This window comes from Pseudochrobactrum sp. Wa41.01b-1 (assembly GCF_019464455.1).
In the GTDB taxonomy this organism is placed as follows: Bacteria; Pseudomonadota; Alphaproteobacteria; order Rhizobiales; family Rhizobiaceae; genus Pseudochrobactrum; species Pseudochrobactrum saccharolyticum.
Genome location: NZ_CP080493.1, coordinates 1,772,174 through 1,787,138 on the forward strand (window position 1 = coordinate 1,772,174; position 14,965 = coordinate 1,787,138).

General features: G+C 52.1%; 12 protein-coding genes. 6 read left to right on the top strand and 6 right to left on the bottom strand.

The window, feature by feature from the left end; genetic code table 11:
- Nucleotides 1-498: 498 nt before the first annotated feature.
- Entirely contained in the window at nt 499-888 is a 390-nt protein-coding gene (locus K1X45_RS08305; protein ID WP_220158543.1) for a DUF4345 family protein, read from the bottom strand.
- 192 nt (nt 889-1,080) lie between these two features.
- Entirely contained in the window at nt 1,081-3,270 is a 2,190-nt protein-coding gene (locus K1X45_RS08310) for a primosomal protein N' (protein WP_255560362.1), read from the bottom strand.
- 213 nt (nt 3,271-3,483) lie between these two features.
- On the opposite strand from K1X45_RS08310, the gene fsa reads away from it, so the two are divergent.
- Entirely contained in the window at nt 3,484-4,137 is a 654-nt protein-coding gene (gene fsa, locus K1X45_RS08315; RefSeq protein ID WP_075657254.1) for a fructose-6-phosphate aldolase, read from the top strand.
- A 195-nt stretch (nt 4,138-4,332) separates the two neighbouring features.
- Here the strand turns inward: fsa and lptE are convergent, their stop codons facing one another.
- Nucleotides 4,333-4,914, bottom strand: a complete 582-nt coding sequence (lptE, locus tag K1X45_RS08320; RefSeq protein WP_220158544.1) for an LPS assembly lipoprotein LptE — start codon at nt 4,912-4,914, stop codon at nt 4,333-4,335.
- Complete coding sequence (leuS, locus tag K1X45_RS08325) at nt 4,901-7,516, bottom strand: leucine--tRNA ligase (RefSeq protein ID WP_220158545.1); 2,616 nt, start codon at nt 7,514-7,516, stop codon at nt 4,901-4,903. The genes lptE and leuS overlap by 14 nt, the downstream gene beginning before the upstream one ends.
- Nucleotides 7,517-7,630: 114 nt before the next feature.
- Here leuS and K1X45_RS08330 point away from each other — a divergent pair, with 114 nt between their 5' ends.
- Entirely contained in the window at nt 7,631-8,323 is a 693-nt protein-coding gene (locus tag K1X45_RS08330; RefSeq protein ID WP_220158546.1) for a YggS family pyridoxal phosphate-dependent enzyme, read from the top strand.
- 303 nt (nt 8,324-8,626) lie between these two features.
- Nucleotides 8,627-10,582 (top strand): acetate--CoA ligase, encoded by a 1,956-nt coding sequence (acs, locus tag K1X45_RS08335; protein ID WP_022709886.1) that lies wholly within the window; start codon nt 8,627-8,629, stop codon nt 10,580-10,582.
- A 17-nt stretch (nt 10,583-10,599) separates the two neighbouring features.
- Here the strand turns inward: acs and K1X45_RS08340 are convergent, their stop codons facing one another.
- Nucleotides 10,600-11,478, bottom strand: a complete 879-nt coding sequence (locus tag K1X45_RS08340; protein WP_220158547.1) for an NAD-dependent epimerase/dehydratase family protein — start codon at nt 11,476-11,478, stop codon at nt 10,600-10,602.
- An 88-nt stretch (nt 11,479-11,566) separates the two neighbouring features.
- Between K1X45_RS08340 and K1X45_RS08345 the strand changes: the two genes are divergently transcribed.
- Nucleotides 11,567-12,019 (top strand): GNAT family N-acetyltransferase, encoded by a 453-nt coding sequence (locus tag K1X45_RS08345; RefSeq protein ID WP_220158548.1) that lies wholly within the window; start codon nt 11,567-11,569, stop codon nt 12,017-12,019.
- Between the two features lie 18 nt (nt 12,020-12,037).
- Here K1X45_RS08345 and K1X45_RS08350 read toward each other — a convergent pair whose 3' ends face one another.
- The gene (locus K1X45_RS08350; RefSeq protein ID WP_220158549.1) at nt 12,038-12,289 is read right to left on the bottom strand and encodes a DUF1674 domain-containing protein; all 252 of its coding nucleotides are present in this window, start codon (nt 12,287-12,289) and stop codon (nt 12,038-12,040) included.
- A 149-nt stretch (nt 12,290-12,438) separates the two neighbouring features.
- Between K1X45_RS08350 and htpX the strand changes: the two genes are divergently transcribed.
- The gene (gene htpX, locus K1X45_RS08355; protein WP_220158550.1) at nt 12,439-13,479 is read left to right on the top strand and encodes a zinc metalloprotease HtpX; all 1,041 of its coding nucleotides are present in this window, start codon (nt 12,439-12,441) and stop codon (nt 13,477-13,479) included.
- Nucleotides 13,476-14,915, top strand: coding sequence for an RsmB/NOP family class I SAM-dependent RNA methyltransferase (locus tag K1X45_RS08360; RefSeq protein WP_220158551.1), 1,440 nt, complete (start codon nt 13,476-13,478; stop codon nt 14,913-14,915). Before htpX ends, K1X45_RS08360 begins: the two co-directional genes overlap by 4 nt.
- Nucleotides 14,916-14,965 lie beyond the last annotated feature (50 nt).

The following is a 14,965-nucleotide window of genomic DNA, read 5'->3' on the forward strand; positions in this document are numbered from 1 at the left end:
TTAACGCATAGTTTATCCATGCACAAAAACAGCGATTTTATTGATGTTTTTCAATACCCCCCGATGAAGTGCCGATTTGCACCGCCATCTGTGCCCTGCGGACGACCCGCCTGACTGCATTGAAATTCGAAAGCCGTCTAGCATAGACAATCAGGACTCGCAACACGCGAATCCCGCCGTTTCATGCGCTTTACAGTGCTATTTTGATGCTGCGGACAAGTTTCATGAGCTAAAGTTCATAAGCACTGCAGGCTACAAAAATCAGCACTGCTTATAATTATTTAAATATAACAATAACTTAAATGAATATGCAGGATGATTTTACCGCGAAGAAAATGCCGGATTATCCAAACAGGCATTTCGCTAACCATTTGTAGAATTCCGGCAAAATTATGCTCACATCATACGATTTTTCTTTGGAGCATAATTCAGCCGCAACTGATTCCCGCTTCAGCCTCTGTCTGACAGATTCTGCTGAAGCGTGGCCTGTTTCAAAAGTCAGGCAACAAAGCCGAAAGCAAAGAGCAACGGGCCTGCGGCCAGCATCAACTCGACCACAACGGCAATCCAGTTATAAAAACTGTTAGCCTTATCCGACATCATCGAAACCAGACGGCCAAAAAGCACAAAGCCCCAGACGCAACCCAGCGCCATCCATAAAAACGGTTGCGCGAATAACAGACAGGCCACGCCAAGGCCGATATAAGGCCCTGCAATTGTCGCCCGTACCGATGAAAGAGCATTTGCACGCAGATCAGGAGCGTTGAGACGCAGAATTTTCAGCGAAATTCCCGGTGCAAACATCAGGATCAAACCAAAGAGCAACGTGATAACGCCCACAGTCCATGCCAGCCATTCACCCTGACTTGAAGGTAGATAAAACGCCACGTTACACCTCTTAAAACCGTCGTTGTTTGTTCGTCAGAGCAAGTTTGCACGCCTGATGGGGCAGCAACCGCTTTGATAGCTCCGAATATAACTAATTTAACGAGCTATATTCCTGACCCGTAGTCATGGAAAGCAAAATTATCAGCATGCGGGTATGACAGCAGTCTTATCAGAGCTTCTGAAATCCGCAGATTACAGGAAGCTTTGCGGATCGATATCCACCTGCACCCGTAAGGAACCGCGCGCTTTTGGCGCTGCCTGCAGCAATGCCCGCAAATAGGACTGCAGATCAGAACGCTTTGATCCCTGCACCAGCAACCGGAAGCGATGCCGTCCGCGAATCACTGCCAAAGGCGCTTCGGCAGGCCCCAGCACTTCAATCTCGCTATCTCTCGGCGCAGCACGTCGCAATGCACGGGCATGGCTCTCTGCTTCTGCTCTGCTGTCCGCCGAAATAATCAGCGCAGCCAACCGTCCGAAAGGCGGAAGCATCCCGCGCTGACGCTCTTCAATTTCCCGCTCATAAAAAGCCTGCGCATCACCGGCAATAATCGCTTTCAATACCGGATGATCGGGCTGATAGGTCTGAATGAGACCAACACTTTTACGTCCCGTACGACCTGCACGACCTGTCACCTGATTGAGCAACTGAAATGTGCGCTCTGCGGCTCGCGGATCACCATTGGCCAAACCAAGATCGGCATCAATCACACCGACAAGCGTAATCAAAGGAAAGTTGTGGCCTTTGGCGACCAGCTGGGTGCCGATTACAATATCCGCCTCCCCTTTGGCAATCACCTCCATCTCCATACGCAGCCGTGTCACCCCGCCAAGCATATCAGATGAGAGTACGATAATCCGTGCATCCGGAAAGGTTGCAGCAGTTTCCTCGGCAATACGCTCCACACCGGGGCCGCAAGCCACCAGATGATCCAACGCCCCGCAGGACGGACAGGCTTCAGGGCTTTTCTCATGATAACCGCATTGATGGCACATCAGCTGACCACGGAAACGGTGCTCAACCAGCCAGCTTGAACAATCAGGACATTGAAAACGGTGCCCGCAGACGCGGCACAAAGTCAGCGGCGCATAACCGCGGCGGTTGAGAAACAGCAAAGCCTGTTCTTTACGCTGCAAAACCTGCCCGATAGCTTCCGTCAAAGCCGGCGACAAAAAACGCCCTGCCACTGGCGGGGAACGGCGCATATCAACCGGCTTTAAATCCGGCAAAGCCGCATCGGCATAGCGCCCCTGCAACGGCACATAGCGATAGCGCCCCTGATTGGCATTGACCAGACTTTCAATCGACGGTGTTGCCGAGGCCAGAATAACCGGAAACTTGCCGATAGAACCACGCACCACCGCCATATCGCGGGCATTATAAAACACGCGGTCTTCCTGCTTATAGGCAGGGTCATGTTCTTCATCGACAATGATCAGCCCCGGATTGGCAAAGGGCAAAAACAATGCCGAGCGTGCACCGGCCACGACCTTAACTGTGCCTTCTGCAATCTGTCGCCAGACACGTTCCCTTTGGCGTGGTGCCAGATCGGAATGCCACTCCGCCGGACGTGTACCAAACCGGCTTTCAAAACGGTCGAGAAATTGTTGGGTCAGCGCAATTTCCGGCAGCAGGATCAGAACCTGTTTGCCCAATTCTACAGCGCGCGCCACTGCTTCAAAATAAACTTCTGTCTTACCGGAACCTGTCACACCATGAAGCAGCGAGACCGAATAGACTTGCTCTTCCACAGCTTCGACAAGACATTGCGCTGCCGCCTGCTGATCCTCGGACAGCTCCGCCTGCCCGTAAAACGGATCAGGTTCACCGACCACCGGCGGCGGCGGGATCATCACCTCTTCGAACAGCCCCTGTGCTTTCAGCCCTTCAACCACGCTGCCGGAAACACCGGCTGCATGGGCAAGGCCGGACTTCGTCCAGCTCAGACCATTATTGGCAACCTCCAGCACTTTTTCACGCGCTGCTGTCAGCCGCTCAGCTTTGCCGCCAATATAGCGCAAGCCCGGAATGAACGGTTCAGGATCGAAAGCTGCCGGTGCACGCAGCACCATTTTTGCCACCATACCGGGCGGTGACAATGTATAATCTGCCGTCCAGCGGATAAAGCGCAGCATATCGCGGCTCACCGGCGGGCAGTCGAAAACATGCAGAATGGATTTCAGCTTTTTAGGATCGACCTGATCGCTCGCATCATCGGTGACAATACCGGCCACTTCGCGCGGCCCCAGTGGCACGCGCACAATTGAACCAGCCTGAACGTCCATTTCCTCAGGAACCAGATAGCTATAGGGACGTTCCGCTGGCATCGGCACAAGAACCGGAACAACACGGCGCGTCTTAATCTCTGTTTTCCCGTTCAAAAAATTATCCCGATCAGTTCCGGCATGCTGTTTTCACCGCTATTTTTCATAACTGCACTTAACCGCAAACACTGCTTATATTCAATTCTTGATGAGATGCGCTGTTATTCACCAAAGGCAGTTTCGGTTTATGGAAATATGCGTTAAACAATCCTATCTTTGTCGGATATAATACCGTCTGTACAGCAAGCCCATAACGGAGGATAAGCTGAAATGAAATTCTTTGTGGATACCGCCGATGTCAAAGACATCCGTGAACTCAACGATCTGGGACTGGTTGACGGCGTTACCACCAATCCATCGCTGATCCTGAAATCCGGTGGCAACATCATTGATGTGACTAAGGAAATCTGCTCGATCGTTAAAGGTCCTGTTTCCGCAGAAGTCACCGCAACTGACTATGCAGGCATGATGAAAGAAGCAGCTGTGCTGGCGAAAATCGCCGACAATATCTGCATCAAACTGCCGGTAACACTGGATGGTCTGAAGGCCTGTAAGGCTCTGACCTCTGATGGTCATGAAACCAACCTGACCCTGTGCTTCTCGGCCAATCAGGCATTGCTCGCAGCCAAAGCCGGTGCGACTTATATCTCGCCTTTCATCGGCCGTCTTGATGATATCGGTCTGAATGGCATGGATCTGATTGGTGAAATCCGCACGATCTATGACAATTACGGTTTTGAAACCCAGATTCTTGCGGCTTCGGTGCGTACCGTCAATCACGTTAAGGAAGCTGCACTGATCGGCGCGGACGTCATCACTGCACCGCCTGCCACACTGAAAGCCCTCGTCAAGCACCCGCTGACAGACAAGGGTCTGGAAGCATTTCTGGCAGACTGGGCAAAAACCGGTCAGTCGATTGCTTAATCCGGCAATAAACGAATGAACAAAAAAGCCCGCTTTTCAGCGGGCTTTTTTATATTCAAAACAATGTCGCAGCGCCTCAAAAGCGGATGATCGTGACGAAAATGGTGATTTTCGAGAACCGGAGCGGAGCGTACTTATAGTACGTGAGCACCGGAAGAGAAGAAAATCACCATTTGCAGGCCGATCAGGCGTTTTTTATGGAAGTTTCTGCATATCCTGAGCTAGAGACAGTACAAGATACTGCGCCAGCTCTTCAGCTGCACGCTGCTGGGCATCACGATGGGCACGCAGATTCGCAAATTCCTGACGCGGACGGTCATAGGATGAACTGACCTGACGGCGGCCGGTGGCTACGACCTTGCCATCCCTGTCACGCAGCACATAATTTGAGCTCATACGAACAGTACCGGCAGATGCACGGCCTTCTGTTGAATCACCAACATCCACTTCAACAGCAGATTCTGTACTTGTCGAGAAACCAAGCGCCAGATGATAAGCCGGCTGTGACGGTTCCCCTGCCCCGCCTGACAGGCCGAAGATCAGGCGGTTACGCACCGCCTGCGCCGCGATGGAATCCACATCATCCACTTTGATAGATGCCAGTTTGGTTTTAACACTGGAAGGCACACCGCCGACACCGGCACTGCCGCTTGTCGAGTATAGCGGCTGCACCGTACAACCGGCAACAAAAGCTGACAGGACGAGACCTGTCAGCACTGCCAGCCGCTTTTTGCGGATCGGAGATTTGTCTTTAGTGTGATAATCAGACAACGACATTCACAATCCTCTGCGGTACAACAACGAGCTTTTTAGGCTGACTACCGTTCAACGCAGCCTGAACAAAGTCAAGTGCCAAAACCGCTGCTTGCACTGTTGCCTGATCCGCATCACGCGCAATTGTAATGTCACCACGCTTCTTACCGTTAATCTGTACCGGCAGCGTAATGTCATTTTCAACGAGCAATGCTTCATCAATCACCGGCCAGCCACGGGTGGCAACCAAGTCCGTCGCGCCCAGCACCGCATTACACTGTTCAGCCAGATGCGGCATCATCGGTGCAATCATGCTGATGAACATATCGGTTGCTTCACGGGTGGCAGCTTTGGTCACATCATCGGCTTTACCGGCAGCAACAGCCTGCAAAGGCGTGCTCAGCACATTCAGCAACTCATAAAGACGAGCAATCGCACGGTTGAAAACGATTTTTTCGATATCGTCGCCGACGGCTTTTACAGTCTTATGGGCAGCCTTGGAGATCTGTGCGGCATCGCCTTCATAGGCGGCTTTTGGAGCAACACCTTTCAGGTTATCACCGGCTTCAGAAATCAGACGCCAGACGCGCTGCACAAAACGATGCGCACCTTCCGCCCCGGCTTCTGTCCACACAATGTCGCGCTCCGGCGGACTATCCGACAGAGTGAACCAGCGCGCGGTATCCGCACCATAAGACGAAATAATATCATCCGGATCGACAACGTTTTTCTTCGACTTCGACATTTTTTCAATCGAACCGATTTCTACCGTTTCACCGGAATCCAGCATGGTTGCCGAACGAACACCGTTTTTGTCTTCAATACGGATTTCCAGTGGCGACACCCACTGACCATTATGCTTATAGGTTTCGTGAACCACCATGCCCTGTGTGAACAGACCCTTGAACGGCTCTTCCACTTCCAGATGACCGGCCACTTTCATGGCGCGGGTGAAGAAGCGCGAATAGAGAAGATGCAGGATCGCATGTTCCACACCACCGATATACTGATCGACCGGCAACCATTCATCAGCAGCCTTGCGGTCAGTCGGTTCATTTTCCCAAGGAGCAGTGAAGCGCGCAAAATACCAGGATGAATCAACAAATGTATCCATCGTATCGGTTTCACGACGGGCTTTGCTGCCGCATTTCGGGCAGTTAATATGGCGCCAGCTGTCATGACGATCCAGCGGATTGCCCGGACGGTCAAACGCAACATCATCCGGCAGCTGCACCGGCAGATCATTGCGCGGCACAGGCACGGTTCCGCAGGATTCGCAATGAATCATCGGAATCGGGCAGCCCCAATAACGCTGACGGGAAATACCCCAGTCACGCAGACGATATTGTGTTTTGCGGAATGCCTGCGGCTTGCCATAGAGATCCGTCTTTTCCAGACGATCTGCAACTTCATTAAACGCAGCTTCCGGTGTCATGCCGTCGAGGAAACGCGAATTGATCAGCGTACCTTCGTCGCTATAGGCCGTATCGGTGATTGTGAAGCTTGCCGCATCGGCACCGGCAGGCAGAACAACCGGTGTAACGGTCAGCTTATATTTATTGGCGAAATCCAGATCGCGCTGATCGTGTGCAGGGCAACCGAAGACCGCGCCTGTACCATATTCCATCAGCACGAAATTGGCGACATAGACCGGCAATGTCCATGAAGGATCAAACGGATGCTGAACGCGCAAACCAGTGTCGAAACCTTTTTTCTCAATGGTTTCGAGTGTCGCAACAGATGTGCCATGCTGACGGCATTCAGCGGCGAAAGCAGCCAGACCTTCATTGCTTTCCGCCAGCTGTTTTGCCAGCGGATGATCGGCAGCAATCGCCACAAAAGACGCACCGAACAGCGTATCCGGACGGGTTGTATAAACCTCAATATCGCCTTCGCGTTCAGCAAGCGCAAAACGCAGCTGCAGGCCTTCCGACTTGCCGATCCAGTTCTTCTGCATCAGACGTACTTTGTCCGGCCACTGGTCAAGCGTATCCAGACCGGCGAGCAGCTCTTCGCTGAAATCGGTGATCTTGAAGAACCACTGGGTCAGTTCGCGCTGTTCAACCAGCGCACCGGAGCGCCAGCCGCGACCGTCAACAACCTGCTCATTGGCCAGAACAGTATTATCGACCGGATCCCAGTTGACCTTGGATGTTTTGCGGGTCACCAGACCTTTTTCAAACATATCAAGGAACAGCATCTGCTGTCGGTGGTAATAATCCACATCACAGGTTGCAAATTCGCGTGACCAGTCCAGCGACAGACCCATGGTTTTGAGCTGACGTTTCATGGTGGCGATATTCTGATAGGTCCATTCTTTCGGATGAACCTTGTTCTGCATCGCCGCATTTTCTGCAGGCATACCAAAGGCGTCCCATCCCATCGGATGGAGAACATTAAAACCCCGTGCGCGCTTATAGCGGGCAATCACGTCGCCCATTGCGTAATTGCGCACATGGCCGATGTGAATGCGGCCGGACGGATAAGGAAACATTTCCAGCACGTAATATTTTTCGCGTGGATCATCATTGGACGTTTCGAAGATCTTGTTTTCTTCCCAGATCTTCTGCCAATGGGCTTCGCTTACGCGCGGATTATATCGTTCGGTTGCCCGTTCAGTTACCATGGCTGTATTTACTCATGCAAAGAGAATGGAATATGTAGTGCGACCTTCATCATGGATTGGCCAAAGCGTCAACCTTCTCCCATAGTGAAGCGGCAGAAAAAGGAGATTTATACCATGAATGCACCCGCCAGCCCCCTTGCTGACAATCTCAAAGCAGTTTGCACGGCCATTGCGCAAAGTGAACATGAAGCGCAGCGGACAGCAGGTTCGGTGCAGTTGGTTGCGGTTTCCAAGACCTTTGATGCCGCAGAAATCACACCTGCACTGGAAGCGGGACAACGTATTTTCGGTGAAAACCGTGTTCAGGAAGCTGAAGCCAAATGGCCGCAACTGCGTGAAAAATTCTCAGGCGTCGAGCTTCATCTCATCGGCCCGCTGCAATCCAACAAAGCGGCGGATGCTGTAGCCTTGTTCGATGTGATTCAGACGGTTGACCGCGAAAAGATTGCCGCAAGTCTTGCCGGAGAAATCAGGAAGCAGAACCGCGCTGTTAAATTATTCGTTCAGGTTAATACCGGCAGCGAAGAGCAGAAAGCGGGTATTGATCCGCGTGAAGCTGTTGCCTTTGTTGCCCGTTGCCGTGATGTGCACGGGTTGGAGATTGCCGGTCTGATGTGCATTCCGCCGGTTGATGAAAATCCGGGCCCGCATTTTGCCCTGCTACGCAAGCTGGCGACTGAAGCAGGCATCTCTGAATTATCGATGGGTATGTCGGGTGATTTTGAGACCGCCATTGCTTTCGGCGCGACTTATGTGCGTGTCGGCTCGGCAATTTTCGGCAGCCGTCCGCCTTTAACAAAAGCCTGACCAAATCTTCTTTCCAGGCTGTGCAGTTTTTCACTGTAATCTTACAGTACAACAACTTGTCGCAAATAATTGTCTTGCTTCACCCTGTAACAATTATAAACTCCGGCGCAATTCCGACAATTGTGCCGGAGGGATTACGCCGTCATTGAACCCTATGAGGGAACTCTGTGTGGCACCCCGACACCAATACGGGAGCAGATCAGACTTTTTGCCTGATTTACGATGCGAACCGCACGCATTAACAATGGTGCGGTTTTTTATGCAATGTGCCGGCAAGGAGGGCCGCCGGCGCGAGGAGGAACTATGTCCGAGAAGAAATATCCGATTTTGCCGGAGGCGAAAGCGCGCGCGCTGATCGACAATGACACCTATCTTTCATGGTATAATGAAAGCATCAGCGACCCTGACGCATTCTGGGGCAAACACGGCAAACGTATTGACTGGTTCACACCTTATACCAAGGTGAAAGATACGTCTTTCGAAGATAACGTCTCTATCCGCTGGTATGAAGACGGCGTCACCAATGTCTCTTACAACTGTATTGACCGTCACCTCGAAAAGCGCGGCGATCAGACCGCGATTATCTGGGAAGGCGACAACCCTTATATCGACAAGAAAATCACCTATCGCGAGCTGCATGAAAATGTTTGCCGCCTTGCCAATGTGATGAAAAAACACGGCGTTCGCAAAGGCGACCGCGTTACCATCTATCTGCCGATGATTCCGGAAGCAGCCTATGCGATGCTGGCTTGTGCGCGTATCGGCGCTGTGCATTCCATCGTCTTTGCAGGCTTTTCACCGGAAGCGCTGGCCGGTCGTATTATTGACTGTGAATCCACATTCGTCATCACATCGGATGAAGGTATCCGCGGCGGCAAACCTATTCCGCTGAAAGAAAATACCGATACCGCGATTGATATCGCCGCTAAACAATATGTGTTTGTAAACAAGGTTCTGGTTGTTCGCCGTACCGGCGGCAAGATCAACTGGGGTCGCGGCCGCGATCTCTGGTATCATCAGGAAGTTGCAAGCGTCGATGCGGTCTGCGAACCGGAACCGATGAAAGCTGAAGACCCGCTCTTCATCCTTTATACATCCGGCTCGACCGGCAAGCCGAAAGGCGTGTTGCACACCACCGGCGGTTACCTCGTTTATGCCTCGATGACCCATGAATATGTCTTCGATTATCATGAAGGCGATATTTACTGGTGTACTGCGGATGTGGGCTGGGTCACCGGTCACTCCTATATCGTTTATGGCCCGCTCGCCAATGGCGCAACTACGCTGATGTTTGAAGGCGTGCCGAACTTCCCTGATCAGGGACGTTTCTGGGAAGTAGTCGACAAGCATCAGGTCAATATTTTCTATACTGCGCCAACAGCAATCCGCGCTTTGATGGGTGCCGGTGATGAATTCGTGACCCGCAATTCCCGCAAATCCCTGCGCCTGCTCGGCTCGGTCGGTGAGCCGATCAATCCGGAAGCATGGGAATGGTATTATAATGTGGTCGGCGATCAGACCTGCCCGATTGTTGATACATGGTGGCAGACTGAAACCGGCGGCATTCTGATTACCCCGCTGCCAGGTGCAACCGATCTGAAACCGGGTTCGGCAACCCGTCCGTTCTTCGGCATCAAGCCACAGCTGGTGGACGCGGAAGGCGCTGTGATCGAAGGCGCTGCTGACGGCAATCTCTGCATAACCGATTCATGGCCGGGTCAGATGCGCACTCTTTATGGTGATCACCGCCGCTTCATCGAGGCTTATTTCACCACCTATAAAGGCAAATATTTCACCGGTGACGGCTGCCGCCGTGATGAAGACGGTTATTACTGGATTACCGGCCGCGTCGATGACGTGCTGAATATTTCCGGCCACCGTCTCGGCACTGCGGAAATTGAATCGGCACTGGTTTCGCATCACTCGGTATCGGAAGCTGCCGTTGTCGGCTATCCGCATCCGATTAAGGGTCAGGGCATCTATTGCTATGTCACGCTGATGACCGGCGAAGCAGAGCATGATGAAGATGCGCTGCGCAAAGAACTGACCAAGCATGTGCGCAGTGAAATCGGACCGATTGCAACACCGGATATGATCCAGTTTGCACCGGGTCTGCCAAAGACCCGTTCGGGCAAGATCATGCGCCGAATCTTACGCAAAATTGCGGAAGATGATTTTGGTGCACTCGGCGATACATCAACACTGGCCGATCCGGCAGTGGTGGATGATCTGATCGAAAAGCGTCAGAACCGTAAGTGATAGAATAAAAGGCCGGTTCAACCGGCCTTTTTATTTATATAGGCATCGGCCATTGCGGCCATATCCGGCTGGCCGTCACGATAGGTAAAACCAACGGCCTCCAGATCACTGCCATCAATAATCAGATCTTCAAAAAGCTGCTCATAGATGGCTTTTTTACCCAAGAGTGTCAGGCCTGCTTTCATCAGCGGGCGTGGCACTGGTACCATTCTGTTCGCTTTGCCCATTGCCTGCCGCAACTTTGTGACAAGCTGCTTTGTCGACAGCAACACCGGATCAGCCAGATGGAAAATCCGGCGGTCAATTTGTGCCTGACCGGCCAGAGCCATAAATTCCAGTGCCCGCACCACATTATTACAAGAAACAAAACTGCGCTGATTATTGGCACAGCCAAAGGGCAGAGGCACAACACTGTCGCAGAGCTTCAATAACAGACGCAGATTACCGGGGGCACCGGCACCATAAACCAGCGCAGGTCGTGCAATACCGATCTCAATGCCCTGCATTTTCAAAAGCCCCTGCTCCGCCAGTGCTTTTGTATGCCCGTAATCAGACAGCGGGCGATAGGACAAATCTGTTGTCAGTGGTGACGGATGCCCCGCAACCACATTAATTGTCGAAACAAAGATGAAGCGCTTCACGCCCGCCATGCGTGCCTGTTCAGCCAAAGCCAAAACCAGCCGGTGATTAACCGCGTCCATCTCTGCGGGAGAGGCAGCATTGCTTCCGCTTCTGTGCGCAATGCCTGCACAATGGATGACACATTCCACGCCGGAAAAATCAGGTTCACTCAGCTCATGACGAGCAATAATCCTCACCTCATGCGCCTGTTCACGCAGATGCATGACAAGCCTGCGCCCGATAAACCCGCCTGCACCGGTAACCGCAATTTTCATCTGTCAAACCCGTATTTGAAAACCTGTTTTCCTGATAGCAATGCTCTGGCAATAATCATACCGCTTTGCAACCAAATGAGGCCGGATCATGCATTTTCACTTCAGCCCCGCATGTTCAGAAGATTTCAGCAGATTATTGGAGCTGCGCCTGCTCACCATGCGGGAAAGCCTTGAACGGATCGGCCGTTTTGACTCGCAGCGAGCGTTTGAACGTTTTCAAAACAGCTTCCGCCCGCAGCACACACGCTTAATCTTGATAGGCAACCAATTCGCCGGATGTGTTGCGCTGGGGCCTGACGAAGGTGACTGGCTTCTGGAGCATTTTTATATAGCGCCGGAATTTCAGGGAATTGGCTTAGGGAGCCTTGTTTTAGCGCAACTGATTACCGAAGCTGAACAGGTGAAGAAAATTATAAAGCTCAGTGTCTTACAAAAAAGCGATGCTGCACGATTTTATGAAAAACACGGCTTTCACAAAACCGGCGAGGATGAATGGGACATCTATTATGCCCACCTCCCCGCCATTTCACGTGAATCATAGAACCGGAAAAATCTGCCTTTAAAAATCAATCGTGCGACCTTTGATTTCCCAGTCGCCATAACGCGCCGGATCTTTACCACCGCGACCACCGATTTCTTTTGCCGCTTCTGCCTGCTGTTCTGCGGCGCGGCGCTCTTCAGCCTCCAGCAAAGCACGCTGGGCGGCAGGCGGCAGGTCTTCAAATTTTTTGCGTGGTGCAGGAGCATCTGATTTTTGATAATCTGCCAATGAAACCACATTATTATTCGTTGATGGTGTTTCATTATCCATGGTTTTTGTCCTGTCCGTCTGCAGCATATATCAAAATTGTTTGTACTGATGGTATCATAGCCCGTGTCTTATTGAAGATATAGTGCGCAAGCCCCATTTTATCATCACATGAAAATGACCTTATTGACGAACCGGAACGGAGATACTGAATGAACATGATGCGCACTGCCATGCTGATTGCCTTCATGACAGCCATGTTTATGAGTATCGGTTATCTGATCGGCGGCTCAGGTGGCATGATGATTGCTCTGGTGATAGCTGTTGCCATGAATTTCTTCAGCTACTGGAATTCCGACAAGATGGTGCTGCGTATGTATAATGCGCAGGAGGCGGATGAAAATACTGCACCGGAATATTACCGCATCGTCCGTGAATTGTCGGATCGCGCCGGTCTGCCAACACCTAGAATCTACGTCATCAATGAAGATCAGCCCAATGCTTTTGCCACCGGCCGCAATCCGGAAAATGCAGCTGTTGCTGCCACAACCGGCCTGTTGCAGCGTCTGAACAAGCAGGAAGTTGCTGCGGTGATGGCGCATGAACTGGCGCATGTGCAAAACCGCGACACGCTGACCATGACAATCACCGCGACGCTTGCCGGTGCGATTTCCATGCTCGGCAATTTTGCTATGTTCTTTGGTGGAAATCGTGAAAACAACAATGCTCTGAGCATGATCGGCACAATCATCGCGATGATTGTTGCCCCTTTTGCGGCGATGATTGTGCAGATGGCTGTCAGCCGTACCCGTGAATATGCGGCCGACCGGCGTGGTGCGGAAATTTGCGGTAATCCGCTATGGCTCGCCTCCGCTCTCAACAAGATTGCGCGCGGTGCCCATGAAACTGTGAATGAAGAGGCGGAGCATAATCCGGCAACCGCGCATATGTTTATTATCAATCCTTTGAGCGGTCGCGGCGCGGATAATCTGTTCTCCACCCACCCTGATACGGCACACCGTATTGCTGCTCTGCAAGCTATTGCGCAGGAAATGGGCATCCATTCTGTGTCCGACTATGCAGATAATAGTTTCCAGAACCGTCAGACTGGTGCATATAGCCCGACAAATAACCAATCACAGAACCGCCCGCGCAGCACACCGACACGGAATAATCCGTGGGGGCAAACGCCGCAGAGTGGTTCATCACCGGATGATGAGCCGGAAAAACCCTATAAAGGACCGTGGTCTTGAACGATAAAAACCCTGCCGCTAAACGCACCGGCTTTCGCTCAGATAAAAAGCCGTTTGATAAGCAGAGTCAAAATCAGGATCATAATCTTGGTCAGTCCGAGGCCGAATATCGCGCAAAGCTTGAAGCAGAGCATCCGGGGCTGAATGTGCGCCAGTGTGCTGCCAAACTGCTCAATGCCGTGGTTGCCAAAAACACATCGCTGGACGGCCTCACGGATGCGCATCACGGTCACCCGCAATATATGGAACTGGATGACCGCGACCGCTCGCTGGTACGCGCCATTCTCGGTACCGCATTGCGCAACCGCAACACCATTGAAACGGCACTGTGCAAACTGCTCGACCGGCCGCTGCCAGCCAATGCGACTGCCTTGCAGCAATTGCTCCATGTCGGTGCGGCACAGATCCTCTATCTCGATGTGCCGGATCATGCGGCCGTTGATCTGGCTGTCACTTCAGCCAATATCGATCCGCGCAACCGCAAATATGCCAGTCTCGTCAATGCCGTGCTGCGCCGCCTCACTCGTAATAAAGAGCGCGCTATCGAACTGAAAATTCCGAATGGCCCTGAATGGTATATTGAAAGCCTGTCCAAGACCTATGGCAAGAAACAGGCAGAAGCCATTCTGGCGATGCAGGCCTATGAGCCTTCCATTGATCTGACGGTTAAAAGCAATCCGGCAGAATGGGCTGAAAAACTCGGCGGCGCAATGCTGCCAAATGGTTCTGTACGTCTTGGTTCTTTTGAAGGCGCCCTCACCTCGCTGGAAGGTTTTGCGGAAGGCGAATGGTGGGTGCAGGATGCGGCAGCAAGCCTGCCTGCAACTTTGCTCGGTGACATCAAAGGCAAACGCGTTGCCGATCTTTGCGCCGCACCCGGCGGCAAAACTGCCCAGCTGATTATGGCCGGAGCTAAAGTCACCGCATTTGATATTAATAAGAACCGCCTCAAGCGTCTGAAAAGCAATCTCGACCGTCTGCAGCTGGACGCAGAACTGATCGCGACCAATATTCTCGATTATCAGACAGACGAGTTGTTTGACGCTATTCTGCTCGATGCGCCTTGCTCATCCACCGGTACAGTGCGCCGCCATCCGGATGTACTCTGGACAAAAACACCAGATGATATTGTCCGGCTGGCACAGGTACAGGCCAAACTTCTTCGTCATGCCATTTCTCTGGTCAAACCGGACGGCATTATTGTCTTCTCCAATTGCTCGCTTAACCGCGAGGAAGGTGAAGATATGGCGCAGGCAATTCTTGCAGAAGGCGTGCTGAAATCCGAACCATTCAAGGTGCAAGAACTGAAGGGCATGGAACCGCTGATTACAGATCAGGGCTTCCTGCGTTCAACGCCTGCTGATTTGCCTCATGATGAGCCGAAAATGGCCGGTCTTGACGGTTTCTTTGCTGCACGCTTCCGTCGTCCGGCCTGAAAACCAGCCAATAACTTATCTGTTTCTTAAAAAAACATGCCGATCCACAT

What these genes read in the sequence shown, in the direction of transcription:
- fsa (WP_075657254.1), top strand. Translation starts at nt 3,484, where the DNA reads ATGAAATTCTTTGTGGATACCGCCGATGTCAAAGACATCCGTGAACTC.
- lptE (WP_220158544.1), bottom strand. Translation starts at nt 4,914, where the DNA reads ATGTCGTTGTCTGATTATCACACTAAAGACAAATCTCCGATCCGCAAA.
- leuS (WP_220158545.1), bottom strand. Translation starts at nt 7,516, where the DNA reads ATGGTAACTGAACGGGCAACCGAACGATATAATCCGCGCGTAAGCGAA.
- K1X45_RS08330 (WP_220158546.1), top strand. Translation starts at nt 7,631, where the DNA reads ATGAATGCACCCGCCAGCCCCCTTGCTGACAATCTCAAAGCAGTTTGC.
- acs (WP_022709886.1), top strand. Translation starts at nt 8,627, where the DNA reads ATGTCCGAGAAGAAATATCCGATTTTGCCGGAGGCGAAAGCGCGCGCG.
- K1X45_RS08340 (WP_220158547.1), bottom strand. Translation starts at nt 11,478, where the DNA reads ATGAAAATTGCGGTTACCGGTGCAGGCGGGTTTATCGGGCGCAGGCTT.
- K1X45_RS08345 (WP_220158548.1), top strand. Translation starts at nt 11,567, where the DNA reads ATGCATTTTCACTTCAGCCCCGCATGTTCAGAAGATTTCAGCAGATTA.
- K1X45_RS08350 (WP_220158549.1), bottom strand. Translation starts at nt 12,289, where the DNA reads ATGGATAATGAAACACCATCAACGAATAATAATGTGGTTTCATTGGCA.
- htpX (WP_220158550.1), top strand. Translation starts at nt 12,439, where the DNA reads ATGAACATGATGCGCACTGCCATGCTGATTGCCTTCATGACAGCCATG.